General features: G+C 59.2%; 21 protein-coding genes. 14 read left to right on the top strand and 7 right to left on the bottom strand.

Annotated elements, in window-relative coordinates; genetic code table 11:
* Positions 1 to 2: 2 nt before the first annotated feature.
* The 5 genes from fadA to ACA044_RS20215 all read left to right on the top strand — a co-directional run bounded on the left by fadA (position 3) and on the right by ACA044_RS20215 (position 5,296).
* Entirely contained in the window at positions 3 to 1,178 is a 1,176-nt protein-coding gene (gene fadA, locus ACA044_RS20235) for an acetyl-CoA C-acyltransferase FadA (RefSeq protein ID WP_123365431.1), read from the top strand.
* Between the two features lie 99 nt (positions 1,179 to 1,277).
* Entirely contained in the window at positions 1,278 to 1,514 is a 237-nt protein-coding gene (locus ACA044_RS20230; protein WP_046047845.1) for a DUF1653 domain-containing protein, read from the top strand.
* A 114-nt stretch (positions 1,515 to 1,628) separates the two neighbouring features.
* Complete coding sequence (gene topA, locus ACA044_RS20225) at positions 1,629 to 4,256, top strand: type I DNA topoisomerase (RefSeq protein WP_497442974.1); 2,628 nt, start codon at positions 1,629 to 1,631, stop codon at positions 4,254 to 4,256.
* A gap of 140 nt (positions 4,257 to 4,396) precedes the next feature.
* Positions 4,397 to 4,921 (top strand): DUF6586 family protein, encoded by a 525-nt coding sequence (locus ACA044_RS20220; protein WP_497442973.1) that lies wholly within the window; start codon positions 4,397 to 4,399, stop codon positions 4,919 to 4,921.
* A 141-nt stretch (positions 4,922 to 5,062) separates the two neighbouring features.
* A complete protein-coding gene (locus ACA044_RS20215; RefSeq protein ID WP_497447274.1) occupies positions 5,063 to 5,296 on the top strand; it encodes a hypothetical protein in 234 nt (77 codons plus the stop codon).
* Positions 5,297 to 5,390: 94 nt separating this feature from the next.
* On the opposite strand, the gene sulA is transcribed toward ACA044_RS20215, so the two are convergent.
* Positions 5,391 to 5,864 carry an SOS-induced cell division inhibitor SulA gene (gene sulA, locus ACA044_RS20210; RefSeq protein ID WP_497442972.1) on the bottom strand — a complete coding sequence of 158 codons (474 nt, stop codon included), beginning with the start codon at positions 5,862 to 5,864 and terminating at the stop codon, positions 5,391 to 5,393.
* A 10-nt stretch (positions 5,865 to 5,874) separates the two neighbouring features.
* Entirely contained in the window at positions 5,875 to 6,483 is a 609-nt protein-coding gene (gene lexA, locus ACA044_RS20205; protein WP_497442971.1) for a transcriptional repressor LexA, read from the bottom strand.
* Positions 6,484 to 6,712: 229 nt separating this feature from the next.
* Here lexA and ACA044_RS20200 point away from each other — a divergent pair, with 229 nt between their 5' ends.
* The 3 genes from ACA044_RS20200 to ACA044_RS20190 all read left to right on the top strand — a co-directional run bounded on the left by ACA044_RS20200 (position 6,713) and on the right by ACA044_RS20190 (position 9,337).
* Complete coding sequence (locus ACA044_RS20200; protein ID WP_497442970.1) at positions 6,713 to 7,420, top strand: TetR/AcrR family transcriptional regulator; 708 nt, start codon at positions 6,713 to 6,715, stop codon at positions 7,418 to 7,420.
* Positions 7,421 to 7,588: 168 nt separating this feature from the next.
* A complete protein-coding gene (nagZ, locus tag ACA044_RS20195; protein WP_497447273.1) occupies positions 7,589 to 8,587 on the top strand; it encodes a beta-N-acetylhexosaminidase in 999 nt (332 codons plus the stop codon).
* A 12-nt stretch (positions 8,588 to 8,599) separates the two neighbouring features.
* On the top strand, positions 8,600 to 9,337 hold the full coding sequence (locus ACA044_RS20190; RefSeq protein ID WP_007991412.1) for an S-methyl-5'-thioinosine phosphorylase: 738 nt from the start codon (positions 8,600 to 8,602) through the stop codon (positions 9,335 to 9,337).
* A 135-nt stretch (positions 9,338 to 9,472) separates the two neighbouring features.
* On the opposite strand, the gene ACA044_RS20185 is transcribed toward ACA044_RS20190, so the two are convergent.
* From ACA044_RS20185 to mfd, 3 genes are read right to left on the bottom strand one after another with little or no spacing between them, the layout of a single operon-like run.
* The gene (locus ACA044_RS20185) at positions 9,473 to 12,163 is read right to left on the bottom strand and encodes an SNF2-related protein (protein WP_497442969.1); all 2,691 of its coding nucleotides are present in this window, start codon (positions 12,161 to 12,163) and stop codon (positions 9,473 to 9,475) included.
* Between the two features lies 1 nt (position 12,164).
* Complete coding sequence (locus ACA044_RS20180; RefSeq protein ID WP_497442968.1) at positions 12,165 to 12,743, bottom strand: CsiV family protein; 579 nt, start codon at positions 12,741 to 12,743, stop codon at positions 12,165 to 12,167.
* A gap of 10 nt (positions 12,744 to 12,753) precedes the next feature.
* Positions 12,754 to 16,203, bottom strand: coding sequence for a transcription-repair coupling factor (mfd, locus tag ACA044_RS20175; RefSeq protein ID WP_497442967.1), 3,450 nt, complete (start codon positions 16,201 to 16,203; stop codon positions 12,754 to 12,756).
* A gap of 354 nt (positions 16,204 to 16,557) precedes the next feature.
* Between mfd and ACA044_RS20170 the strand changes: the two genes are divergently transcribed.
* The gene (locus ACA044_RS20170) at positions 16,558 to 18,021 is read left to right on the top strand and encodes a glyceraldehyde-3-phosphate dehydrogenase (RefSeq protein ID WP_497442966.1); all 1,464 of its coding nucleotides are present in this window, start codon (positions 16,558 to 16,560) and stop codon (positions 18,019 to 18,021) included.
* 117 nt (positions 18,022 to 18,138) lie between these two features.
* On the opposite strand, the gene ACA044_RS20165 is transcribed toward ACA044_RS20170, so the two are convergent.
* Together ACA044_RS20165 and ACA044_RS20160 are read right to left on the bottom strand one after the other, a co-directional pair.
* Entirely contained in the window at positions 18,139 to 18,828 is a 690-nt protein-coding gene (locus ACA044_RS20165; RefSeq protein WP_497442965.1) for an endonuclease, read from the bottom strand.
* Between the two features lie 4 nt (positions 18,829 to 18,832).
* Entirely contained in the window at positions 18,833 to 19,102 is a 270-nt protein-coding gene (locus tag ACA044_RS20160; RefSeq protein ID WP_497442964.1) for a DUF1654 domain-containing protein, read from the bottom strand.
* Positions 19,103 to 19,418: 316 nt separating this feature from the next.
* Here ACA044_RS20160 and ACA044_RS20155 point away from each other — a divergent pair, with 316 nt between their 5' ends.
* The 5 genes from ACA044_RS20155 (at position 19,419) to ACA044_RS20135 (ending at position 24,627) form a co-directional block, all read left to right on the top strand.
* A complete protein-coding gene (locus ACA044_RS20155; RefSeq protein ID WP_497442963.1) occupies positions 19,419 to 19,871 on the top strand; it encodes a hypothetical protein in 453 nt (150 codons plus the stop codon).
* A 192-nt stretch (positions 19,872 to 20,063) separates the two neighbouring features.
* A complete protein-coding gene (locus tag ACA044_RS20150; protein WP_497442962.1) occupies positions 20,064 to 21,020 on the top strand; it encodes a sugar ABC transporter substrate-binding protein in 957 nt (318 codons plus the stop codon).
* Positions 21,021 to 21,076: 56 nt separating this feature from the next.
* A complete protein-coding gene (locus ACA044_RS20145; RefSeq protein WP_497442961.1) occupies positions 21,077 to 22,630 on the top strand; it encodes a sugar ABC transporter ATP-binding protein in 1,554 nt (517 codons plus the stop codon).
* Entirely contained in the window at positions 22,627 to 23,604 is a 978-nt protein-coding gene (locus ACA044_RS20140; RefSeq protein WP_497442960.1) for an ABC transporter permease, read from the top strand. The genes ACA044_RS20145 and ACA044_RS20140 overlap by 4 nt, the downstream gene beginning before the upstream one ends.
* A gap of 3 nt (positions 23,605 to 23,607) precedes the next feature.
* Positions 23,608 to 24,627 (top strand): LacI family DNA-binding transcriptional regulator, encoded by a 1,020-nt coding sequence (locus ACA044_RS20135; protein WP_497442959.1) that lies wholly within the window; start codon positions 23,608 to 23,610, stop codon positions 24,625 to 24,627.
* Positions 24,628 to 24,645: the final 18 nt, after the last annotated feature.

Below are 24,645 nucleotides of genomic sequence, written 5' to 3'. Positions count from 1 at the left end.
ATATGAGCTTGAATCCTAGAGACGTCGTGATTGTCGACTTCGGTCGTACGCCGATGGGCCGCTCCAAGGGCGGCATGCACCGCAACACCCGCGCCGAAGACATGTCGGCGCACCTGATCAGCAAATTGTTGGAACGCAACGTCAAGGTCGACCCGAACGAAGTCGAAGACGTGATCTGGGGCTGTGTAAACCAGACCCTGGAGCAGGGCTGGAACATCGCCCGCATGGCGTCCCTGATGACTCAGATCCCCCACACTGCTGCCGGCCAGACCGTCAGCCGTCTGTGTGGTTCGTCGATGAGCGCACTGCACACTGCCGCGCAAGCGATCATGACCGGCAACGGTGACGTATTCGTCGTCGGCGGCGTCGAGCATATGGGCCACGTGAGCATGATGCACGGTGTCGATCCGAACCCGCATATGTCCCTGTACGCGGCAAAGGCCTCGGGCATGATGGGTTTGACCGCTGAAATGCTGGGTAAAATGCACGGCATTAGTCGCGAACAACAGGACGCTTTCGGCGTGCGCTCCCACCAGCTCGCTCATAAAGCGACGCTGGAAGGCAAGTTCAAAGACGAAATCATCCCGATGCAGGGTTACGACGAGAACGGTTTCCTGAAACTGTTCGACTACGATGAAACCATTCGTCCGGAAACTACCCTGGAAAGCCTGGCGGCTCTGAAGCCAGCGTTCAATCCCAAGGGCGGCACCGTGACGGCCGGTACTTCGTCGCAAATCACCGATGGTGCTTCGTGCATGATCGTGATGTCGGCGCAGCGTGCACAGGACCTGGGCATTCAGCCTATGGCGGTGATTCGTTCGATGGCGGTGGCAGGTGTAGACCCGGCAATCATGGGCTATGGTCCAGTACCGGCTACACAAAAAGCACTGAAGCGCGCGGGTCTCGGCATCAACGATATCGACTTCTTCGAGCTCAACGAAGCTTTCGCCGCACAGGCCCTGCCAGTGCTGAAAGATTTGAAAGTACTCGACAAGATGAACGAGAAGGTTAACCTGCACGGCGGCGCGATTGCCCTGGGACACCCATTCGGTTGCTCTGGTGCGCGTATCTCCGGCACTCTGCTGAACGTGATGAAGCAAAATGGCGGTACCTTCGGGGTAGCCACCATGTGCATTGGTCTCGGCCAAGGCATCTCCACCGTCTTCGAACGCGTTTAAGCGTTTCGTCGAAGGAAGCCGGGGCCAAGTGCCCCGGTTTTTGTTTTTCTGAATTTATTTTTGTTTTTATTTTGAAAAGATTTGAGCGAGGGCCAAACCATGCCGATACAACCTGGGCTCTACCAACATTACAAAGGTCCGCAGTACCGTGTATTCAGTATTGCGCGGCATTCGGAAACCGAAGAAGAAGTGGTCTTCTACCAAGCCCTGTATGGCGATTACGGCTTTTGGGTGCGTCCCTTGAGCATGTTCCTGGAGTCGGTCGAGGTTGACGGCGAACAGGTGCCACGCTTTGCTTTGGTGCAAGCCGAACCGAGCCTTTTTTCCAAGCCATAAGCTGAGTGCGCGCAAAACCCTGCGCTTGACCTCACCTTGTAGCCACTATATATAGCGGTGCCGCGTCAGGCGCCAACCGCCTTTCACTTCTAGAATTCAGGAATTTTCTGATCCATGGGCAAATCGCTGGTCATTGTGGAATCCCCGGCTAAGGCCAAGACCATCAACAAGTATCTGGGTAACCAATACGTGGTGAAGTCGAGTATCGGCCATATCCGAGACCTGCCCACCAGCGGTTCGGCTAGCGCCAGCAAAGAGCCTGCCGCCAAGCGTGGCAAGGCCGCTGCAGGTGAAGGTCCGGTGCTCACGCCGAAAGAGAAAGCGCGCAAGCAGCTGGTCTCGCGCATGGGTGTCGATCCCGATCATGGCTGGAAAGCCAAGTACGAGATCCTCCCGGGCAAGGAAAAGGTCATCGAAGAGCTGCGCCGGCTCGCTAAAGATGCTGACACCATCTATCTCGCAACCGACTTGGATCGCGAGGGGGAAGCCATTGCCTGGCACCTGCGCGAAGCCATCGGTGGTGACGACAGCCGCTACAAGCGCGTGGTGTTCAACGAAATCACCAAGAAGGCGATTCAGGAAGCCTTCTCCAAACCGGGCGAGCTGGACATCGACCGTGTAAACGCCCAGCAGGCGCGGCGTTTCCTCGACCGCGTGGTGGGTTACATGGTTTCGCCGCTGCTGTGGGCCAAGGTCGCCCGTGGCTTGTCCGCCGGTCGCGTGCAATCGGTTGCCGTGAAGCTGGTGGTCGAGCGTGAGCGTGAAATCCGCGCGTTCAACCCGGAAGAGTACTGGGAAGTTCATGCTGACCTCGGCACTACCAAGGGCGCGACTGTGCGCTTCGACGTGGCCCGCGAGAAAGGCGAAGCCTTCAAGCCGCTCAACGAAGCCCAGGCCATGGCCGCGCTGGAAAAGCTCAAGGCTTCCAGCTATAGCATCGTCAAGCGCGAAGACAAACCGACCAGCAGCAAGCCGTCGGCACCGTTCATCACCTCCACCCTGCAGCAAGCCGCGAGCAACCGCCTGGGCTTCGGTGTGAAGAAAACCATGATGATGGCCCAGCGTTTGTACGAAGCCGGCTACATCACTTATATGCGTACCGACTCCACCAACCTCTCGGCCGATGCCGTGACGATGGCGCGTACTTATATCGACGGTGAATTCGGCAAGAAATATCTGCCGGAAACCCCGAACGTCTACAGCAGCAAGGAAGGCGCACAAGAGGCTCACGAAGCGATTCGTCCGTCCGACGCCAATACCGAGCCAAGCAAGCTGTCGGGCATGGAGCGTGATGCCGAGCGGCTTTACGAGCTGATCTGGCGCCAGTTCCTGGCGTGCCAGATGCTGCCGGCCCAATACCTGTCGACCACGGTCACCGTCGGTGCCGGTGACTTCGAGCTGCGTGCCAAGGGCCGCATTCTGAAATTCGACGGTTACACCCGTGTTATGCCGCAAATTGCCAAACCTGGCGATGACGACGTGCTGCCGGACATGGCCCAGGGCGACGCGATGAAGCTGATCAAGCTTGATCCGACCCAGCACTTCACCAAGCCGCCGGCGCGTTACTCGGAAGCCAGCCTGGTAAAGGAGATGGAAAAACGCGGCATTGGTCGTCCTTCGACCTACGCAGCGATCATTTCGACCATCCAGGATCGCGGCTACGTGGCGTTGCACAACCGTCGTTTCTATTCGGAAAAGATGGGCGACATCGTCACCGAACGTCTGGCCGAGAGTTTCTCCAATCTCATGGACTACGGCTTCACCGCCGGCATGGAAGAGAACCTCGATGACGTGGCGCAGGGCGAACGCGACTGGAAGAACGTGCTCGACGAGTTCTACGGCGACTTCAAGAAAAAACTCGAAGTGGCCGAGAGCGCCGAAGGCGGCATGCGCGCCAACCAGCCGGTAATGACTGATATTCCGTGCGTGCTGTGCGGTCGTCCGATGCAGATTCGTACTGCATCGACCGGTGTGTTCCTCGGTTGCTCGGGCTACAGCCTGCCGCCGAAAGAGCGCTGCAAGGCCACGGTCAATCTGGTGCCCGGTGATGAAATCGCCGCGGACGACGAGGGTGAATCCGAATCTCTGGTTCTGCGTGGCAAGCATCGCTGCCCGATCTGCAGCACGGCCATGGACGCTTACCTGCTCGACGAAAAGCGCAAGCTGCACATCTGCGGTAACAACCCGGATTGCGCAGGCTACGAAATCGAAGAGGGCACCTATCGCATCAAGGGTTATGAAGGTCCGAGCCTGGAATGCGACAAGTGTGGCAGCGAGATGCAGCTCAAGACTGGCCGTTTCGGCAAATTCTTCGGTTGCACCAACGCGACGTGCAAGAACACCCGCAAACTGCTGAAAAGCGGTGACGCGGCGCCGCCGAAGATGGACCCGGTGAAGATGCCTGAGCTGAAATGCGAAAAGGTCAACGACACCTACATCCTGCGCGACGGTGCTTCCGGGCTGTTCCTGGCGGCCAGCCAGTTCCCGAAAAACCGCGAGACCCGTGCACCATTGGTCATGGAGATCGTGCCGCACAAGGATGAGATCGATCCGAAGTACCATTTCCTTTGCGAAGCACCGAAAAAAGATCCGGACGGCCTTCCTGCCGTGATCCGTTACAGTCGCAAGACCAAAGAGCAGTACGTGCAGACTGAGGTCGACGGTAAACCGACTGGCTGGAAGGCGTATTACGACGGCGGTAAGTGGACGGTTGAAGACAAGCGTCCATCAGCCAAGGCTTAAAAGGCCCTGTAGACAAAAGGCCGCATGACAACCCTCGGGTTTTCATGCGGCCTTTTGTTTTGGGCTTGCGGGAAGCGGAGGTGATCCACGACACTGTCTGACCTGCGTGAAGCAATTATTTCGTTGTGGAGGCTGCCGTCATGGCCCACGAACTCTATACCCGTACCAACCAGAAGATTTATTTCGCCGGTCTGTCGCTGGAAGCGCTCGCCAAAGCCGAAGAGGGGCGGGCGATGAACTCCCTGGCGCTGATTCAGGCCGGGCGCGAATCGGCGTTGTTTCATTTGTATGGTGCGCTGTTGGGGCTGTGCCATGAAATCGCCGGTTTCTATCGTTTGCCTCAGGCCAATGCGCCGCGGGCAGAGATGCTGCTGACCCGCGAAGTGCTCGAAACCATCGCTATTCCGGAAATGGCCGAGATGGTCGAGTTGGCGCAAAACCCTGAAACCTGGCTAGCGAAACTGCTGGCAGCCCATGCGGCGCTTTTTCAACCGCCTAGCGCTCCGCACAAGCCCAAAGGCGATGTGACGCAGCCGCTGATCCAGGCCGTTAATCTGGATGAAGAGGAGGCGCCTGACGAACTGAGCCGGGAAGAGCTTGAGAGCTGGCGTCAGAACCTGAAAGGTCTGGCGATTCGGTTTCGCGAGGGGTTGAACGAGTGCTGAAGGATTGAGTATTTAGGGAAGGGTCCGCTCAAGGAAGAGCGTTGTCAGAAATTTCTCTTCGTGATGGCATTTGGTCAAGATCCCGAGCGAAGCTTGGCTGATGCCTATATAATCCCCGCCTTTCGTGGAGAACAGACCTTTATGCCAACGTCCTTTCTAGAAATTGTCGAGTTACCAGACGGCCGAATCGAGCTGCGCAGGGCCGAGGACGAGGGTTCTCTGGTTACTTTGGATTTCTCCGAGGATGCCAAGGTTTTCCTGCAAGGCCAGCATGTGGAAGTCGCCAAGGCGATGTTGAGTGTCGGTGTTCAGATGGCAGGACGCCTGGTTGAAGGCGAGTTTGATAAAGAACAGGGACCACGGATTCTTCATTGATCCCCGTCCGTCGGATTCTGCGGGTACCTCTACAGATCGGCTTCTCTATCCTTGGAGAAGCCCCGCGCTGTTCAGCGCACACAGTGTTTGTCCGTCAACCCAGTCGAATATTCAGGCTTTGCGCATCCCCGGTACGGGCGGCGTTGATCAGCTGTTGCCGTGACGATGTGCTCAATGGGTTTAGCCAGCTGACGACCGTATGACTGCGGCCAAGTCGCAAGGCTTCACAGGTCAACTGCTGAGCGCTCTGTGTGCCGCGCGGTTGCAGCAGCAGAATGCGTTCACGGTTCAGGCCGGCGTCCCGCAACCAGGCTTGGGTCAGGCTGGCGGGTGGGGCGATCAGTGTCAGCCAGCGTGCATCCTGGTCCTGACTCAGTTCCCTGAGAATAGGCGCCAGAAGGTTCAGGCAGTTCCCGGCCGCGCCACGCAGTGACAGCTCGCTGAAGACTTCGGGCTCGGTGCCCCAGGGCGATTCGACCACGTCTTTCAGGATCGGCGCCAGCGGTTGTGCCATGAATGCCTCGAACAACGGCAGTTGGGCTTGCTGTGAGGTGTGTGGGAACTGCATAAAGCCTCCTTTAGCGGCGAATCACGCCGACACTCAAGCCTTCGATGACCAGTTCCTGATCTTTCAGGTTGACTTCGATAGGGGCGAATTCAGGGTTTTCGGCAATCAGCCAGACCTTGCTGCCGTCGCGCTTGAAGCGTTTGACGGTTACTTCGTCGCCAATCCGCGCCACCACGATCTGGCCGTTGCGGGCTTCACGGGTGGTATGGACGGCCAACAGATCTCCGTCGAAAATGCCGACGTCCTTCATGCTCATACCATGGACCCGCAGCAGATAGTCAGCGCGAGGGTGGAAGAACGAAGGGTTGATGTTGCAGGACTCTTCGACGTGCTGCTGGGCGAGGATCGGCGCACCTGCAGCCACTCGGCCGATGATCGGCAAGCTGGACTCGTCGGCCTTGGCTTCGAAGCCAGGGATGCGAATACCGCGGGAGGCGCCGGGGGTCATTTCGATCGCACCCTTGCGGGCCAGTGCCTTGAGATGTTCTTCCGCCGCGTTGGGCGACTTGAAGCCCAGTTCCTGAGCGATTTCCGCGCGGGTCGGCGGGTAGCCGTTGTCTTCGAGGCAGCGTTTGATGAAGGCCAGAATCTCTGCTTGGCGTGGCGTCAGCTTTAGCATATTGATCGCTCTGTCTTTTTATACAGTGACTGGGATTATATACAGTGAATCGGTCTTGGCAATGCCCCTTTTTTTGCCGGCCGCTGGACGGTCATTTTGCTCACTGATTGAAGCGCTACTGTTGTATGGTTAAATAACTGACCGACCATTCCAAAAACGAACCGCCAGACTTGACAAGGCCTGGGCTGAAACGTATGTTTCAAACAAGTGTTTGTCAGGCGGAGTAACCATGGCCCAGTCGGAAACCGTTGAACGCATTCTCGATGCTGCCGAGCAGTTGTTCGCGGAAAAGGGTTTCGCTGAAACCTCATTGCGTTTGATCACCAGCAAGGCCGGTGTCAATCTGGCAGCGGTGAACTATCACTTCGGGTCGAAGAAGGCGCTGATTCAGGCGGTCTTTTCGCGTTTTCTCGGGCCGTTCTGCCTCAGTCTCGATAAAGAGCTGGAGCGCCGTCAGGCCAAGCCCGACAACAAACCGACCCTTGAAGAGCTGCTGGAAATCCTCGTCGAGCAAGCTCTGGTGGTGCAGCCACGCAGCGGCAATGACCTGTCGATCTTCATGCGCTTGCTTGGGCTGGCGTTCAGTCAAAGCCAAGGGCACTTGCGTCGTTATCTGGAAGATATGTACGGCAAGGTGTTCCGCCGCTACATGATGCTGGTCAACGAGGCCGCGCCGCGCATTCCCCCGATCGAACTGTTCTGGCGCGTGCACTTCATGCTCGGTGCCGCGGCGTTCAGCATGTCGGGGATCAAGGCCTTGCGCGCGATTGCCGAGACCGATTTCGGCGTCAACACTTCCATCGAGCAGGTGATGCGTCTGATGGTGCCGTTCCTGGCCGCTGGCATGCGTGCCGAAACCGGCGTCACCGACACGGCCATGGCCACCGCGCAGTTGCGTCCGCGCAGCAAATCGGCACCGGTGGCCGCCAAGGTTTAACCACACGGGTGGGCGCGGTAGCTGACATCCGCTAAGCTAGCCGCCCATGCCGACTCTCGTTCTGAACCCGCTCCTCATTAATATCGCCGACCTGCCGGGCACATCCCATGGCGGCGAATTCGTGCGAGCCGGGTTTATCGTTATCAAGGAATCTCTATGACTGCTGGCCTGCAAGGCTCGTTGATGGTGGACGTCGCCGGTACCTGGCTGACGGCTGAAGATCGCCAATTGTTGCGCCAACCCGAAGTGGGCGGCCTGATCATTTTTGCCCGCAACATCGAACATCCGCGCCAGGTGCGCGAGTTGAGCGCCGCGATCCGTGCCATTCGCCCTGATCTGCTGCTGGCGGTGGACCAGGAGGGCGGTCGGGTTCAGCGACTGCGTCAGGGCTTCGTGCGGCTGCCAGCCATGCGCGCCATCGCCGACAATCCGAATGCCGAATACCTGGCCGAACAGTGCGGCTGGATCATGGCGACTGAAGTGCTGGCGGTCGGTCTCGACCTGAGTTTCGCCCCGGTGCTGGACCTGGATTACCAGCGCAGTGCGGTGGTCGGCACTCGGTCGTTCGAAGGTGATCCCGAGCGTGCCGCTCTGCTCGCTGGTGCATTCATCCGCGGCATGAACAGCGCCGGGATGGCTGCCACCGGCAAGCATTTCCCCGGTCATGGCTGGGCCGAGGCCGATTCCCACGTCGCGATTCCCAACGACGAACGCAGCCTCGACGAGATCCGCGCCAACGACCTGGTGCCGTTCGCGCGACTGAGCAAGCAACTGGCCGCCGTCATGCCGGCCCACGTGATTTATCCACAAGTCGATTCCCAGCCTGCAGGTTTCTCCCGTCGCTGGCTGCAGGACATCCTGCGCGGCGAGCTGCAATTCGATGGCGTGATCTTCAGTGACGACCTGTCGATGGCCGGTGCCCACGTGGTTGGCGATGCCGCCAGTCGCATCGAAGCGGCATTGACTGCCGGTTGCGACATGGGCCTGGTGTGTAACGATCGTGCGGCTGCCGAGCTGGCCTTGAGCGCCGCCCAGCGTTTGAAGGTCAAACCTTCGGCGCGTATTGCGCGGATGCGTGGGCAGGCGTACGCCAACACCGAATACCGTCAAGACCCGCGCTGGCTGACGGCCATCGGCGCGCTCAAAGAAGCTCAATTGATTGATTAAGGACTTTTCGTTATGACGGTTTACGCGATTATCGGTGGCACCGGCCTGACTCAACTCGAAGGCTTGAGCATTCGTCAGTCATTGGCGGTGGACACTCCCTACGGCGCGCCTTCGGCCGAGGTGCAGATCGGTGAATACGCAGGCAAGGAAGTGCTGTTTCTCGCGCGTCACGGGCACCCACACCGTTTTCCACCGCATCAGGTGAACTACCGCGCCAACCTGTGGGCCTTGAAGCAGGCTGGTGCCGAAGCGATTCTTGCGGTCAACGCGGTGGGTGGGATTCATGCCGCGATGGGCACCGGGCATTTTTGCGTGCCGCATCAATTGATCGACTACACCAGTGGTCGCGAACACACCTATTTCGCCGATGACTTGGAGCACGTCACACACATCGACTTCAGCTATCCCTACAGCGAACCCCTGCGCCAGCAGTTGATCGCGGCGTTGGCGGCTGAAGGCGTTGGCTACAGCAGCCATGGCGTGTACGCCTGCACCCAGGGGCCACGTCTGGAAACTGTCGCTGAAATCGCAAGGCTGGAACGTGACGGTTGCGACATCGTCGGCATGACCGGGATGCCGGAAGCGGCACTGGCGCGTGAACTGGAACTGGATTATGCCTGCCTGGCGCTGGTGGTGAACCCGGCGGCGGGCAAGTCGACAGCGGTGATCACCATGGCCGAGATCGAACAGGCATTGCATGACGGAATGGGCAAGGTTAAGTCGACGTTGGCGCGGGTGTTGAAGGGCTGAGTCTGGCTCATTACCGAGTTGTTCCTTTCGCGGGCAAGCCTCGCTCCTACAGAAATGTGTACAGCCACAATGGTGTGATCAACACAAATCGTGTAGGAGCGAGGCTTGCCCGCGAAGGCGATCTACATATCTACGCTACTTGTCGATTTTTTCCGGCAACGGCGCAAACAACGCCTCAATATCATCGCTTTGCAATTTCCAGTCCCCGGTCTTGCGTCCATCCAGCACGCCTGCGGCCAGATCGGATTTTTCCTTCTGCAGATGCTGAATCTTCTCTTCTACCGTGCCCCTGGCAATCATCTTGTAGACGAACACCGGTTTCTCCTGACCAATGCGATACGCACGATCCGTCGCCTGATTTTCCGTCGCCGGATTCCACCAAGGGTCGTAGTGAATCACCGTATCCGCTTCGGTCAGGTTCAGTCCTACACCGCCGGCCTTCAAGCTAATCAGAAAGATCTGACGCTTGCCGCTCTGGAACTCCTTCACCGGGGTGCGTCGGTCGCGGGTCTGTCCGGTCAGGATCGCATAGGCAACGTCGCGTTTTTTCAGCTCGTCCTCGATCAATGACAGCATTGAGGTGAACTGCGAAAACAGCAGAATCCGCCGACCTTCTTCGAACAGTTCCTCAAGCATTTCCATCAGGCTGTCGAGCTTGCCGGAGGTACTGCCGCGGGCGGGCAGGGCGGCATCGTTGACCAGGCGCAAATCGCAACACACCTGACGCAGCTTCAGTAGCGCCTCAAGAATGATGATCTGGCTGCGCGCCACGCCCTTGCGGGTGATCTCGTCGCGGACTTTCTTGTCCATGGCCAGGCGCATGGTTTCGTACACATCGCGTTGGGCTTCGTTGAGCTCGACCCAATGAATGATCTCGGTTTTCGGTGGCAGTTCGGTGGCCACCTGTTCCTTGGTTCTGCGCAGCAGGAACGGTTTGATCCGACCGTTCAGGTGCTGAAGTCGTACTTCGCTTGCGCGTTTTTCAATCGGAACGCGGTAATCGCGGTTGAAGCTTTTCACGTCACCGAGCCAGCCGGGCAGCAGGAAGTGAAACAGTGACCACAGCTCACCTAAATGGTTTTCCAGCGGCGTGCCGCTCAGGCACAGACGCTGGCGAGCATTCAGCTCTCGGGCTGCATGGGCGGCCTTGCTGTTGGGGTTCTTGATGTACTGCGCTTCATCCAGCACCAGTACGTGCAACGGCTGCGCGGACAGGCGTTCGACATCCTTGGGCAGCAGCGCATAGGTGGTCAGAATCAGGTCGTAATCGGCCAGGTTCTCGAAATGTTTTTTGCGACTGGCACCGTACAATGCCAGCACTTTGAGCTGCGGCGTGAAGTGCGCGGCTTCGTCGAGCCAATTGGGGATCAGGCTGGTGGGCATGACCACCATGCACGGTCGATCGAGGCGCCCGGCATTCTTTTCGCTGAGAACGTGCGCCAGAGTCTGTAGGGTTTTACCCAGACCCATGTCGTCCGCGAGAATCCCGCCGACTTCCAGTTGCCGTAACGACTGCATCCAGCTCAGGCCTTCCAGCTGGTACGGGCGCAAGGTGGCATTCAAACCTTCGGGCGCTTGCGCGGTGTGGTCCTTGATGTCTCGCAAGCGTTGGGCAAAGGTGCGGATCTGTTCGCCACCTTCCCAGAGCAGCGGCAGGCCTTCCAGCGGATTCAGTCGCGTGGCGTCGGCCTTGCTCAAGCGCAGCGTGGTTTCGCCGGGCTCTTGCAGATAAAACTCGCCGAGGGTGGCCAGCACCGGTTTCAAGCGGCCGAAGGGCAGGGCGACCTGCAACGGGCCTTGGTCGGTGCTGCGGCGTTGCGGGATGTTCACCAGGATCAGTTCGTCGTCACGGCGCCGGGCGAGCCGTTCCGGGTTGAGGATCTCGGTGTGGGAACGCATCAGGTTCAACAGGATCGGCAGCAGGCTCAGGCGTTCGCCGTTGACGATGATCCCCAGTTCCAGGTCGAACCAGTCGCGCTCCGGTGCCTGCTCGACAGTGGCGTACCAGTCGTCCACGGCGGTCAGGTCGAAACCGAAATCCTCGTCGATCTGCAACTCCCAGCCCTGGGTGCGCAGCTTCGGCAGCTCGTTGAGGGTGAAGGTCAGCCAGGCGCTGTCGTTGACCATCTCGTAGAGTTCGCCGGCACTTTCCGGCAAGGCCTTGCTTTGTCGGGTAGCGATTTTGAAACCGAGGATTCGCAGCTGTTCTCTGTAGGTTTGTTCGACTTCCGGGTGACGTTTTATCCGTAACGTCTGGGTTTCCTGGCGAATCAGGATGTCAGCGTTCTTCTGTCCGCTGACGTATTCATCCAGATAGCTGAAGGACAGCGCCGCGCGATGCTGGATGTAACGCTGCATCTTGCCGTTGCGCGGTTCGAAAGCACTGAACTCGATGCTCGCCAGCCACAGGCGCGGCACCGGTTGCACGTTGTCCACCAACACTTGTGGCGGCGCTTTCGGGCTACGGTTTTCCAGTACGGCCTGAAGTTTTTCCAGCAGTTCGGCGTCTTTTGCCGCGGCCGGGTACGCGAGGGTTTCCTGCACTTGCAGCAACACCGCCGCGCAATGTTTGCAGTTGCTGTGAACCGGGCAAGTGCACGTGGCGTCGATCATCAGCAAGGTGCCTTTGGCCGACTCGCGCAGGCGAATGGTCTGACGGTAAACATTACCGCCAGAGCCTTCGCAACTGGCGGTGATGGTGGCGTCGCCGACCTCGACGATCCTGACGCGGTTCTCCAGCGCGTAGCGACGGCCACGCTCCAGGCTCTGTTCCTTGAATCGGCTGACCCAGGATGTTGCCAGGGGTTTGCTCAGGGTCGGGGGCATATCAGTCCGGAATTACATCGGGGACTGGCCGAGGCGCAGGGGTGGTCAGCGAAGTGATCTTGATCAGCAGGCCCAGGTGGCCGTTGTCGAGGAAGTTCAGTTGGCCGTTCTTGGTGTGGCTTTCCTGCTTCAGGCGTTCGCTGGCGGTGACCAGGCCGTTGGCATCAATCTGATTGACCCAAAAATCAGCGTCGACGTCAGTGAAGCGCCCCAGTTTCAGATTCAGCGTGCCCTCGATCGGGAACTGGCCAAACTGCTCGGTGCCTTCGCTGATCGCAACTTTGCTGGCTTCTTCGCCCAGATTCTGTTGCCAGGCCTTGTGCAGCAACACCGTGTAGTTGTTGCTGGCACTGAGTTTTTCCACTTCGGGATTAAGGCTCGGCGTGCGAAAGCTGTCGGGGCTGATGCGTTGGGCACCGGCGTCCCAGTCTTCCGGCGCGGCGCGGCTGACGATGGCGGGCACGGCGTTTTGCCGCACCAGAATCATTTCAACCTGATACAGATCATCGGCAAACGCCGTCGAGGCGAGCAACGACATTAACAGCGTCATCAACAAGGTCAGTGAGCGAAACAGGCGCATGCGGCGTCCTTCAAGCAGTGGTCGGAATGAGGCGCTCGAACAGCGCCTCTACGGTATTAAAGCGCTCTTGCGGGCTTTCCATCGGCACCTGGAATTTGAACATCGTGGCGCCTTCGAATTTGTAGCGTTTGGGCTGGCTCTGAATCAGTTTGATCAGTGTCAGCGGGTCGACCGGTGTCTGCGCCGCGAACTCGATACGACCGCCTTGCGGGCCGCCGTCGACTTTCTTGATGCCCAGCTGTTCGGCCTGCAATTTCAGCGCCGTGATCCGCACCAGGTTCTTGGTCGGCTCCGGCAGCAGGCCGAAACGGTCGATCATCTCTACTTGCAGGTCCTTGAGGCCTTCCTCATCGGTGGCCGAGGCAATGCGTTTGTAGAGAATCAGTCGAGCATGCACATCTGGCAGGTAGTCCTCGGGAATCAATGCCGGCACACGCAGATTGACCTCGGGACCGCCACCCAGCGGCTGGTCGAGGTTCGGCTGTTCGCCCTTGCGGATCGACTTCACCGCACGCTCGAGCATTTCCATGTACAGCGTGAAGCCGACGGCCTGGATCTGCCCGCTCTGCCCATCGCCCAGCAGTTCGCCGGCACCACGGATTTCCAGGTCGTTGGTGGCGAGCACGAAGCCCGCGCCGAGGTCCTGGGTATTGGCGATCGCCTCCAGACGTTTTTCCGCGTCGGGAGTGATTTGCTGGCGCGGCGGTGTCAGCAGGTAAGCATACGCTTGGTGGTGGCTACGACCGACGCGGCCGCGCAATTGGTGCAGCTGTGCCAGGCCGAACTTGTCGGCACGTTCGATGATGATGGTGTTGGCGCTCGGCACGTCGATGCCGGTCTCGATGATGGTCGAGGCGATCAGCACGTTGAAGCGCTTGTGGTAGAAGTCGCTCATCACTTGTTCGAGATCGCGTTCACGCATTTGCCCGTGGCCGATGCCGATTCGCGCTTCCGGCACCAGTTCGGCGAGGTCGGCGGCGCATTTCTCGATGGTCTTCACGTCGTTGTGCAGGTAGTAGACCTGGCCGCCACGCAGCAACTCACGGAGCAGAGCCTCTTTGACCGTGCTCTTGTTCTGCTCCATGACGAAGGTGCGCACCGACAGGCGACGGGCCGGCGGCGTGGCGATGATTGACAGGTCGCGCATGCCCGACACCGCCATGTTCAGCGTACGCGGAATCGGTGTGGCGGTCAGCGTCAGGATGTCGACTTCACTGCGCAGCGCCTTGAGCTGTTCTTTCTGACGGACACCGAAACGGTGCTCTTCGTCGATGATCACCAGTCCCAGGTTTTTGATTTTTACGTCGTCTTGCAGCAGCTTGTGGGTGCCGATGACGATGTCGATCTTGCCTTCGGCCAGGTCCGCGACGGCGGCGTTCACTTCCTTGGTCGACTTGAAGCGGCTCATCACTTCCACGCTCACCGGCCAATCGGCGAAACGGTCGCGAAAGCTGTTGTAGTGTTGCTGGGCGAGCAGGGTGGTCGGCACCAGAATGGCCACTTGACGGCCGCCGTGCACCGCGATGAACGCCGCGCGCATCGCCACTTCGGTCTTGCCGAAACCGACGTCGCCGCAGACCAGTCGATCCATCGGTTTCGGCGCGAGCATGTCTTCGCGCACGGCTTCGATGGTGGTTTGCTGATCCGGGGTTTCTTCGAACGGGAAACCGGCGCTGAAGGTCGCGTAATCGGCTTTCGGGTCGGCGAAGGCATAACCCTCGCGAGCGGCGCGGCGGGCATAGATGTCGAGCAATTCGGCGGCCACGTCGCGCACCTGTTCGGCGGCTTTGCGCTTGGCTTTTTGCCAGGTCTCGGAGCCGAGGCGGTGCAGCGGCGCCAGGGCATCGTCGCTACCGGTGTACCGGGCGATCAAATGCAGGTTGGCTACCGGGACGTACAGCTTGGCGTTCTCGGCATATTCAAGGGTCAGGAATTCGGCGGCTTGATTGTCGATTTCCAGAATCGTCAGCCCCAGATAGCGGCCGACACCATGATCGATGTGCACCACCGGCGCGCCTTCGCGCAGTTCGGTGAGGTTTTTGATCACGGCATCGTTGTTGGCGTCGGCGCGTTTCTCGCGACGGCGACGCTGCATCACGCGCTGACCGAACAACGGGCTTTCGGCGACCAGGGCCAGGGCTGGATCGTCCAGCAATAGACCTTCGTCGAGCGGCGCAATGGTGATCGTCAAGCGCTCTTTGCTGGCGACAAAGTCCGGCCAGCTGTCGACGGATTTTGGTCGCAGCTTCAGGCGTTCCAGCAATTCCAGCAGCACTTCACGACGGCCCGCGGACTCGGCGGTAAACAGCACGCGGCCGGGGAATGCGTCGAGGAAACCGGCCAGCGCCGCCAACGGCTGGGTGGCCTTGGCTTCGATGGCCAGGTTCGGCAGCGGCTGAGCCGGGAAGCGCTCGCGACCGACACCGGTTTCCATGTCCTGTTGACTGGCAACCACACGGGGCCAGCTCTTCAGGCGGGCAAAGCAATCCTCCACAGGCAAGAACAGCTCGGCCGGTGGCAATAAAGGACGGGATGGATCGACGCGGCGCTCTTCGTAACGATTGCGCACGTCGTTCCAGAAATTCTCCGCCGCCTGTTCGATGCCCGGCAAAGAGAACACTTGTGTGTCCTGAGGCAGGTAGTCGAACAGGGTGGAGGTTTCGTCGAAGAACAGCGGCAAGTAGTACTCGATACCGGCCGGTGTAATCCCGCTGCTCAAGTCCTGAAAGATCGGGCAGCGACGGAAGTCGACATCGAAACGCTCGCGAAAGCGCGCCTTGAAACGGGTGACCGCGTCCTTTTGCAGTGGGAATTCCCGCGCCGGCAGCAGGCGAACGGTGTCCACTTTGTCGATTGAGCGCTGGTTTTCCGGATCGAAGGTACGCAGGGTTTCGATTTCGTCGTCGAACAGGTCGATTCGGAAGGGCAGTTTGCTGCCCATCGGGAACAGATCGATCAGCGAGCCGCGTACGGTGAATTCGCCGTGCTCATAAACTGTATCGACGTAACGATAGCCGCTGGCCTCAAGCCGGCTGCGCATTTGCTCGACATCGAGCTTCTGGCCGACGTCCAGCACCAGGCTGCTGCCGAGCAGGAATTTGGTCGGCGCCAGACGGTGCAGGGCTGTAGTGATCGGCACGACCAGCACACCATGCACCAGCTCCGGCAACCGATACAGGCTGGAGATGCGCTGAGAGATGATGTCCTGGTGCGGCGAGAACAGGTCGTAGGGCAGGGTTTCCCAGTCGGGGAAGTGCAGTACAGGCAAATCCGGGGCGAAGAAACTCAGCTCCTGTTCCAGCCGTTCGGCACTCTGGCTGTCGGCGGTCAGTAGCAGGGTAAAGCGCTTGGCAGCGCTGGCGGCCTCGGCGATGGCCAGGCTCAGGGCTGCACCGGGCAGGTTGCCCCAGTGCTGTTTACCTGCCGCGGCAGGGAGAAGCGGTAGACGCAGAACGGGCACGGAAGGTTGAGCTCCAAGCGTTGCGACAAAGTCGACAATTGTAACGGCCTCGGGTGCCGGCTGTCAGTTGCAGACTGTGTCTATATACACAGGTTGGGCAAAATGTAGTGGTTATGACAAAAACCAGTGGTTATTTACTGAAAATGTAGTGCCGAAACCGCTCAGTGTTACGGAGGGTTACGGACACGGCCGCGTTGTCGTCGAAAAATTGACTGTGCTGAAAGCCCCGGTTTTACTGGGCTGGCGCAGGGTGTGATTTTTTTGAACGGGATTTTGTTACCGCCCGTGCGACAGGCGCGCATTGCTACGGGAGGGACTCGGCGGCATAATGTAGCCCCTTTTTTCTGCCCCTACATGTGGAAGGTTCCCGTGACTCAGAAGCCCGACCAGTGTCTTGGTGAATGGATCGACCGTGAAGCACTCGCAGAAGCGATGATTCCGCTTATCGGTCAGCTCTACCGCAATAACAACGTGGTGAGCTCGATCTATGGCCGCAGCCTGATCAATCGTTCAGTCATCGCGATTCTCAAAGCTCACCGCTTTGCTCGCCATCGCCAGTCCGATGACAGCGAATTGTCCGTCCACGAAACATTCCCGCTGCTCAAAGCAATGAGCGAGCTCAAGCTCGGCGCCGCTTCGGTAGACCTGGGCAAGCTGGCCGTCAAGTTCAAGGCCGAAGGCAATGGCCGTACCGCCGAAGAGTTCGTCCGTGACGAACTGGCCGATGTGGTCGGCAAGCAAAATGGTTCCGGCCGTACTGGCACCGACGTTGTCCTCTACGGCTTCGGTCGTATCGGCCGTCTGCTGGCACGCATCCTGATCGAGAAAACCGGTGGTGGCGACGGCCTGCGTCTGCGCGCCATCGTTGTCCGCAAGGGCGCCGAGAACGATCTGGTCAAACGTGCCAGCCTGCTGCGTCGTGACTCGGTTCACGGTCCGTTCGATGGCACCATCACCATTGATGAAGCCAACAACACCATCACCGCCAACGGCAACCTGATCCAGGTTATCTACGCGAAAAACCCGACCGAAGTGGACTACACCCAGTACGGCATCAAAAACGCGCTGCTGGTGGACAACACCGGTGTATGGCGTGACGCCGATGGCTTGGGTCAACACTTGTCCTGCCCGGGTATCGACCGCGTTGTTCTGACCGCGCCTGGCAAAGGCAAGCTGAAGAACATCGTTCACGGCATCAACCACGGTGAAATCACCGCTGACGACAAGATCGTGTCCGCCGCTTCCTGCACCACCAACGCTATCGTGCCGGTGCTGAAAGCTGTCAACGACAAGTTCGGCATCATCAACGGTCACGTCGAAACCGTTCACTCGTACACCAACGACCAGAACCTGATCGACAACTTCCACAAAGGCGATCGTCGTGGCCGTAGCGCCGCGTTGAACATGGTCATCACCGAGACTGGTGCTGCCACTGCTGCCGCCAAGGCGCTGCCTGAGCTGGCCGGCAAGCTGACCGGTAACGCGATCCGTGTTCCGACGCCGAACGTGTCGATGGCCATTCTCAACCTGAACCTTGAGAAAGCCGCTACCCGTGAAGAGATGAACGAGTACCTGCGCTATATGGCGCTGCACTCCGATCTGCATAAGCAAATCGACTACGTCAATTCGCAGGAAGTGGTTTCCACCGACTTCGTGGGCTCGCGCCACGCAGGCGTTGTGGACGCTGAAGCGACCATCGTTCAGGACAACCGCGTTGTTCTGTACGTCTGGTACGACAATGAGTTCGGTTACAGCTGCCAGGTAGTTCGCGTGATGGAAGACATGGCCGGTGTAAACCCGCCAGCGTTCCCGCGCTAAGCCTTAGCCGCACATGAAAACGCCCCGACCTTGGTCGGGGCGTTTTTGTTTGTGCGCCCGGCATGGGCGCAATCGGGTGGAAGAAAATTCTGGCATTAGGCCTGGTTTAGTCGCCGGTCAGCCACAGGCCTTCATGTCGACGGGCCCGACAAATTCGTTGCCGCGTCCCATCACGCACGCCACGCTCTGGTTGCGTTGACGTTCCCAGGCCTCTACCGGATAGGTTTTGTTCCAGGCGTCGTACAGTTGCCGATCCTGTTTCGAAAGGCGCAAGCCGTACTGCTTGCTCATGTAGAAATACGTCCGGGCGATCATGCCGCGAATGGAAGGACGGGGCATGACTTTCTTCGCCTTGAAGTCGACCTGGGTCAGGCACGAGCCGTATTGACCCGGCTGCACGGGCAACCAGCCGAAACTGAAGTTGCTCCGATCGCCATTCACCTCGCCGATGCTTGGCACCAGGTTATGCAGGTCGGCTTCGGCTTTTTGATAAGTTGGGTCGTACCGCGTGCAGTTCTTGCGACCGCCCTGTTGCCAGCACTCGCGTTGATGGCCGATCTGCCAGGCCGGGACAATGTGTTCCCACTCAATGCGGGATGCGCGCTTGGCGTTTTTGCGCGGCACATAACCGCAGGCGGCGAGGTTCACACGGTTGCCGGTGTACTTGCAGCCGCAATAGAACTCGGTGGATTGCGGCGCATACAACTTCCAGGCGACTTTCTTGGCTTCGTTGAAGGTACGTGGGGCGCCAGCTTGGGCGCCGAGGGTGATGAGCAGAAACAATAAAGCAAACCAGCGGACACTCATCGACTCAATCTTCCTTTGGCACAACCCAGAAAATCTGCACACCACCATCGTCGCGATGGGCAAGGGTGACGTTGTCGTTCTCGTCGATTTCCTCGAGCAAGCGCTCCCACTCATCCACGGGTTCGTCCGGGAGCCGGAAGATCAGTGCCGCTTTGGCTTTCTGGGCGGTGGGGGAGTTAATGATTTTCTGGACGCGGATGCCCAGGCGTTCATAGGCGTCAGGAGAGACAGAGGTAGTGGCCACGGAATTATCCTCATTAAGCTGTACGGGCATACAGTATTTAACTGTAGGGATTTTCGCAACTGCTTAAAATTCAAGAAAATCCTCTGACAGTGGTTTTTTCCGTTTGGTGTAGGACTGTGGGAAGTTTTTTATCGGAAGAGGTCGTTAGCCACTGGCCAATACTGGCGAGTGGTGACAGCGATGCTCGACCGCGAACGGGTCGGGCGAGGGCGAATCAGTATTCCCAGAACATCCGTTGCAGCTCTTTGCTGTTGAGAAAGTCGCCTTGGGGAATCGAAAACCAGTGCTAAAGAAACCCGTGCACAGGTCGATGTTCCTTCTAGGATTTTTTTCTCAAGGAGTTCACATGTCGTTTACTGTCGGTTTTGCAAATGCAGGCGCAATCACTATCGCGGGCAAGTCCCCGGCGGCCATCAAAGCCTTGAGTGACGCGACGTCCGACGCCTCAGCCCAATCGCTGGGCGAAGAGAAGGGCAGCGACAACCAGGTCAGAACCGGTGGCGGCGCAGGGGCTCAGGGCGAAACCAAATCCAAGAAAAGCAGCACTCAAAGTATTGCGGTGCAGGTACTGCTCAAGCGCATGCAGGAACTGCAGCAGCAACTGCGTGAACAGCAGCAGCAACTGGCGGCCGCTCAGGCCGCGAATTATCCGACCCCGGAAGCTAAAGCCACCGTTGTCATGTCGATCCAGGGGCAAATCGCCGATACCAGCGGTGCGCTCTCGCAGGTGACGGGCAATCTGGTGAAAGAGCTGGCCAAGGATTCCGGCAGTGGCAGTCTGGTCAGCACCACGGCGTGATGTAGAAGGGTGGACTTTTGCCAGCCGAGACACAGAACGGGTCGTTGACAAATTTCGACAGGGTTCGCATAGTTCGGTCTACGCAAACGTTTGCGCAGTCGCCGTCGATGGGTTGATCCCTTGATGATCGGAGTCCCGGGCGTACTTCAGCGCAAGCGTTGCTCAGAATAATCATAAGATCGGAGTAAACCCATGAAGCTGCCATTCGCTGGACGTCTTCTCGCTGTCGCTATGCTGGCTGCCGCATCCGCCGCTTTACCTGTCTCTTCGGCTTTGGCCGAAACCCCTGAAAAACCTAAAGTCGCATTGGTCATGAAATCCCTGGCCAACGAATTCTTCCTGACCATGGAAGACGGCGCCAAGGCTTACCAGAAAGACCACTCCGGCGACTTCGAGCTGATCTCCAACGGCATCAAGGACGAAACGGACACGGCCGGCCAGACGCGCATCGTCGAGCAAATGATTTTGTCCAAAGTCAACGCATTGGTCATCGCCCCGGCAGACTCCAAGGCCATGGTTCCGGTCATCAAGAAAGCAGTCGATGCCGGCATCACCGTGATCAACATCGATAACCAGCTGGACCCGGCCGTGGTCAAAAGCAAAAACATCACCGTTCCGTTCGTAGGCCCGGATAACCGCAAAGGCGCGCGTCTGGTGGGTGAGTACCTGGCCAAACAACTGAAGGCCGGTGATGAAGTCGGCATCATCGAAGGTGTTTCCACCACCACCAACGCCCAGCAGCGCACAGCGGGCTTCAAGGATGCGATGGAAGCGGCGCAGATCAAAGTCGTGTCCCTGCAGTCCGGCGATTGGGAAATCGACAAGGGCGGCAAGGTTGCCTCGTCGATGCTCAGCGAATACCCGAACATCAAGGCCCTGCTGGCCGGCAACGACAGCATGGCGGTCGGCGCGGTATCTGCCGTGCGTGCCGCGGGCAAGGCCGGCAAGGTGCAAGTGGTCGGTTACGACAACATCAATGCGATCAAGCCAATGCTCAAGGACGGCCGCGTCCTGGCCACCGCCGACCAGTTTGCTGCCCGGCAAGCGGTGTTCGGCATCGAGACTGCGCTGAAAATCATCAAAGGCGAGACAGTCGATAGCGGCGTCAATGGCGTCATCGAAACTCCAGTAGAGCTGGTTACCAAGTAGTCCTTCTGGCGACACAACGGTGCTCGCCTCTTGGGGCGGGCACATGGAGAGTTTTTATGTCCGTTTGCGCCCCGAACGCTGTCCTCTCGGTCAGCGGTATCGGCAAGACCTACGCCCAACCTGTCCTCACCGGCATCGACCTGACGTTGATGCGCGGCGAAGTGCTGGCGCTGACCGGTGAAAACGGTGCCGGTAAAAGCACGCTGTCGAAAATCATTGGCGGACTGGTCACGCCGACCACCGGCCAGATGCAATTCCAGGGGCAGGATTACCGTCCCGGCAGCCGGAGCCAGGCCGAAGAGCTGGGCATCCGCATGGTCATGCAAGAACTCAATCTGTTACCGACGTTGTCGGTGGCGGAAAACCTGTTTCTCGACAACCTGCCTAGCCATGGTGGCTGGATCAGCCGCAAGCAATTGCGCAAGGCGGCGATCGAGGCCATGGCCCAGGTCGGGCTCGACGCGATCGACCCGGACACACTGGTAGGCGAACTCGGTATCGGTCACCAGCAAATGGTGGAGATCGCCCGCAACCTGATCGGCGATTGCCATGTGCTGATCCTCGACGAGCCGACCGCGATGCTCACGGCCCGTGAAGTCGAAATGCTGTTCGAGCAGATCACCCGCCTGCAAGCTCGTGGCGTGTCGATCATCTACATTTCCCACCGCCTCGAAGAACTGGCAAGGGTGGCCCAGCGCATTGCGGTATTGCGCGACGGCAACCTGGTCTGTGTCGAGCCGATGGCCAATTACAACAGCGAGCAACTGGTCACCCTGATGGTCGGCCGTGAATTGGGTGAACACATCGACATGGGGCCGCGCAAGATTGGCGCGCCGGCCTTGACGGTCAAAGGGCTGACCCGTTCGGATAAGGTTCGCGACGTGTCCTTCGAGGTGCGCGCCGGCGAAATTTTCGGAATTTCCGGTTTGATCGGGGCAGGGCGCACCGAGTTGCTGCGCCTGATCTTCGGCGCCGATACAGCCGACAGCGGTACTGTCGCGCTGGGGGCGTCGGCTCAGGTGGTGAGTATTCGTTCCCCGGCCGATGCGGTCGGTCATGGCATCGCCCTGATCACTGAAGATCGCAAGGGCGAAGGCCTGCTGCTGACGCAATCGATCAGCGCCAACATTGCCTTGGGCAATATGCCGGTCATTTCCAGTGGTGGCTTCGTCAACAACGGTGACGAGATGTCATTGGCCCAGCGTCAGATCGACGCCATGCGCATTCGCAGTTCCAGCCCGACGCAATTGGTCTCGGAGCTGTCCGGCGGCAATCAGCAGAAAGTCGTGATCGGCCGCTGGCTGGAGCGCGACTGCACGGTGATGCTGTTCGATGAGCCGACCCGTGGCATCGACGTGGGCGCCAAGTTCGACATCTATACATTGCTCGGTGAGTTGACCCGTCAGGGCAAAGCGCTGGTGGTGGTGTCCAGCGACCTGCGCGAACTGATGCTGATCTGCGACCGCATCGGTGTGCTGTCGGCAGGGCGTCTGATCGACACCTTCGAGCGTGACAGCTGGACCCAGGATGATTTGCTTGCCGCCGCTTTCGCCGGCTACCAAAAACGTGATGCGTTGCTCAACGAAGCAGCGCCTAGGGATCTTCCATGAATACTGTATCTTTGGCCGGCAAACGTAGTGGCAATTTTTACGGTCTCGGCACTTATCTGGGCCTGGCCGGTGCCTTGTTGGCGATGGTTGCGCTGTTCTCGGTCCTGAGCAGCCATTTCCTGTCTTACGACACCTTCAGCACCCTGGCCAACCAGATTCCCGATTTGATGGTCCTGGCGGTCGGCATGACCTTCGTATTGATCATCGGCGGTATCGATCTGTCGGTAGGTTCGGTGCTGGCGCTCGCGGCTTCGGCGGTCAGCGTGGCGATTCTCGGTTGGGGCTGGAGCGTCTTGCCTGCGGCCTTGCTCGGCATGGCGGTAGCGGCGTTGGCCGGGACTATCACCGGCTCGATCACCGTGGCGTGGCGGATTCCGTCGTTCATCGTGTCCCTCGGCGTGCTGGAAATGGCGCGGGGCCTGGCGTATCAGATGACCGGTTCGCGCACTGCCTATATCGGTGATGCCTTTGCCTGGCTGTCCAACCCGATCGCGTTCGGCATCTCGCCGTCATTCATCATTGCCTTGCTGATTATCTTCATTGCCCAAGCGGTGCTGACGCGTACGGTGTTCGGTCGTTACCTGATCGGCATCGGCACCAACGAAGAGGCGGTGCGTCTGGCGGGGATCAATCCGAAGCCCTACAAAATCCTGGTCTTCAGTCTGATGGGATTGCTGGCCGGTATCGCTGCGTTGTTTCAGATTTCTCGCCTGGAAGCGGCGGACCCGAATGCCGGCTCCGGTCTGGAGCTGCAAGTGATCGCCGCGGTCGTGATCGGCGGCACCAGCCTGATGGGCGGGCGCGGCTCGGTCATCAGCACGTTCTTCGGCGTTCTGATCATCTCCGTATTGGCGGCTGGTCTGGCGCAGATCGGCGCGACCGAGCCAACCAAACGCATCATCACCGGTGCGGTTATCGTGGTGGCGGTGGTGCTTGATACTTATCGCAGTCAGCGCGCAAGCCGGCGGACCTGAGTCATGGCAACCATCAAGGATGTAGCGGCACTCGCGGGCATTTCCTATACCACGGTTTCCCACGTGGTGAACAAGACGCGGCCGGTCAGCGAAGAAGTGCGGATCAAGGTCGAGGCGGCGATCAAAAGCCTCGACTACGTGCCCAGCGCCGTGGCCCGGTCGTTGAAAGCGAAAACCACCGCGACCATCGGCCTGCTGGTGCCCAACAGCCTCAACCCGTACTTCGCCGAGCTGGCCCGTGGCATCGAGGATTACTGCGAACGCAATGGCTATTGCGTCATCCTCTGTAACTCCGACGACAACCCGGACAAGCAGCGCAGCTACCTTCGCGTGCTGTTGGAAAAACGCATCGACGGCTTGATCGTGGCCTCGGCCGGCGGTGACAGTGGGCTAGCGGAAGGCCTGGCGGGTGTGCGTACACCCATGGTAATCGTCGACCGTGGGCTGGAAGGCGTCGACGCGGACCTGGTGCGCATCGATCACGAATACGGCGCTTATCTGGCGACCCGGCACCTTCTGGAATTGGGGCATCGGGACATCGCTACCATCGGCGGCCCGGCGAGTACCAGCGTGGCGCAGATGCGTCTGGCTGGTTATTGCCGAGCCTTGAAAGAGGCGGGTGTCGAAGTGCCGCGCGAGCGCATGCTGGAAAGCGACTTCACCAGCACGGGTGGTTACAACGCCGCCGCGATTCTGCTGCAACAGAACCCGCCCAGCGCGATCTTTGCCGGTAACGACATGATCGGCATCGGTGTATTGCGCGCCGCTGCCGAACGCAATATTCGGGTACCCACCGAGCTGTCGGTGATTGGCTTCGACGATATCCAGATGAGCCGTTACGTCTATCCGGCGTTGACCACCGTGGGGCAATCGATCCTGCAGCTTGGCGAGATGGCGGCCGAGGTGCTGTTGCGCAGGATTGCTACCCCGGATATGGCGACCGATCAGCGCATCGTGACACCCAGTATTGTCCTGCGCGAATCGACCGCGCCGCTGGCCGGTGTGTTTGCCCAATACCGCTGAAACCAAAAGCACCGCAGA

This window comes from Pseudomonas sp. LBUM1673 (genome assembly GCF_059695645.1).
This window is presented reverse-complemented; position numbering and strand designations above follow the sequence as displayed.

Coding starts and splice junctions, on each gene's coding strand:
- fadA (WP_123365431.1), top strand. CDS start 3: ATGAGCTTGAATCCTAGAGACGTCGTGATTGTCGACTTCGGTCGTACG.
- ACA044_RS20230 (WP_046047845.1), top strand. CDS start 1,278: ATGCCGATACAACCTGGGCTCTACCAACATTACAAAGGTCCGCAGTAC.
- topA (WP_497442974.1), top strand. CDS start 1,629: ATGGGCAAATCGCTGGTCATTGTGGAATCCCCGGCTAAGGCCAAGACC.
- ACA044_RS20220 (WP_497442973.1), top strand. CDS start 4,397: ATGGCCCACGAACTCTATACCCGTACCAACCAGAAGATTTATTTCGCC.
- ACA044_RS20215 (WP_497447274.1), top strand. CDS start 5,063: ATGCCAACGTCCTTTCTAGAAATTGTCGAGTTACCAGACGGCCGAATC.
- sulA (WP_497442972.1), bottom strand. CDS start 5,864: ATGCAGTTCCCACACACCTCACAGCAAGCCCAACTGCCGTTGTTCGAG.
- lexA (WP_497442971.1), bottom strand. CDS start 6,483: ATGCTAAAGCTGACGCCACGCCAAGCAGAGATTCTGGCCTTCATCAAA.
- ACA044_RS20200 (WP_497442970.1), top strand. CDS start 6,713: ATGGCCCAGTCGGAAACCGTTGAACGCATTCTCGATGCTGCCGAGCAG.
- ACA044_RS20190 (WP_007991412.1), top strand. CDS start 8,600: ATGACGGTTTACGCGATTATCGGTGGCACCGGCCTGACTCAACTCGAA.
- ACA044_RS20185 (WP_497442969.1), bottom strand. CDS start 12,163: ATGCCCCCGACCCTGAGCAAACCCCTGGCAACATCCTGGGTCAGCCGA.
- ACA044_RS20180 (WP_497442968.1), bottom strand. CDS start 12,743: ATGCGCCTGTTTCGCTCACTGACCTTGTTGATGACGCTGTTAATGTCG.
- ACA044_RS20170 (WP_497442966.1), top strand. CDS start 16,558: ATGTGGAAGGTTCCCGTGACTCAGAAGCCCGACCAGTGTCTTGGTGAA.
- ACA044_RS20165 (WP_497442965.1), bottom strand. CDS start 18,828: ATGAGTGTCCGCTGGTTTGCTTTATTGTTTCTGCTCATCACCCTCGGC.
- ACA044_RS20160 (WP_497442964.1), bottom strand. CDS start 19,102: ATGCCCGTACAGCTTAATGAGGATAATTCCGTGGCCACTACCTCTGTC.
- ACA044_RS20155 (WP_497442963.1), top strand. CDS start 19,419: ATGTCGTTTACTGTCGGTTTTGCAAATGCAGGCGCAATCACTATCGCG.
- ACA044_RS20150 (WP_497442962.1), top strand. CDS start 20,064: ATGAAGCTGCCATTCGCTGGACGTCTTCTCGCTGTCGCTATGCTGGCT.
- ACA044_RS20145 (WP_497442961.1), top strand. CDS start 21,077: ATGTCCGTTTGCGCCCCGAACGCTGTCCTCTCGGTCAGCGGTATCGGC.
- ACA044_RS20140 (WP_497442960.1), top strand. CDS start 22,627: ATGAATACTGTATCTTTGGCCGGCAAACGTAGTGGCAATTTTTACGGT.
- ACA044_RS20135 (WP_497442959.1), top strand. CDS start 23,608: ATGGCAACCATCAAGGATGTAGCGGCACTCGCGGGCATTTCCTATACC.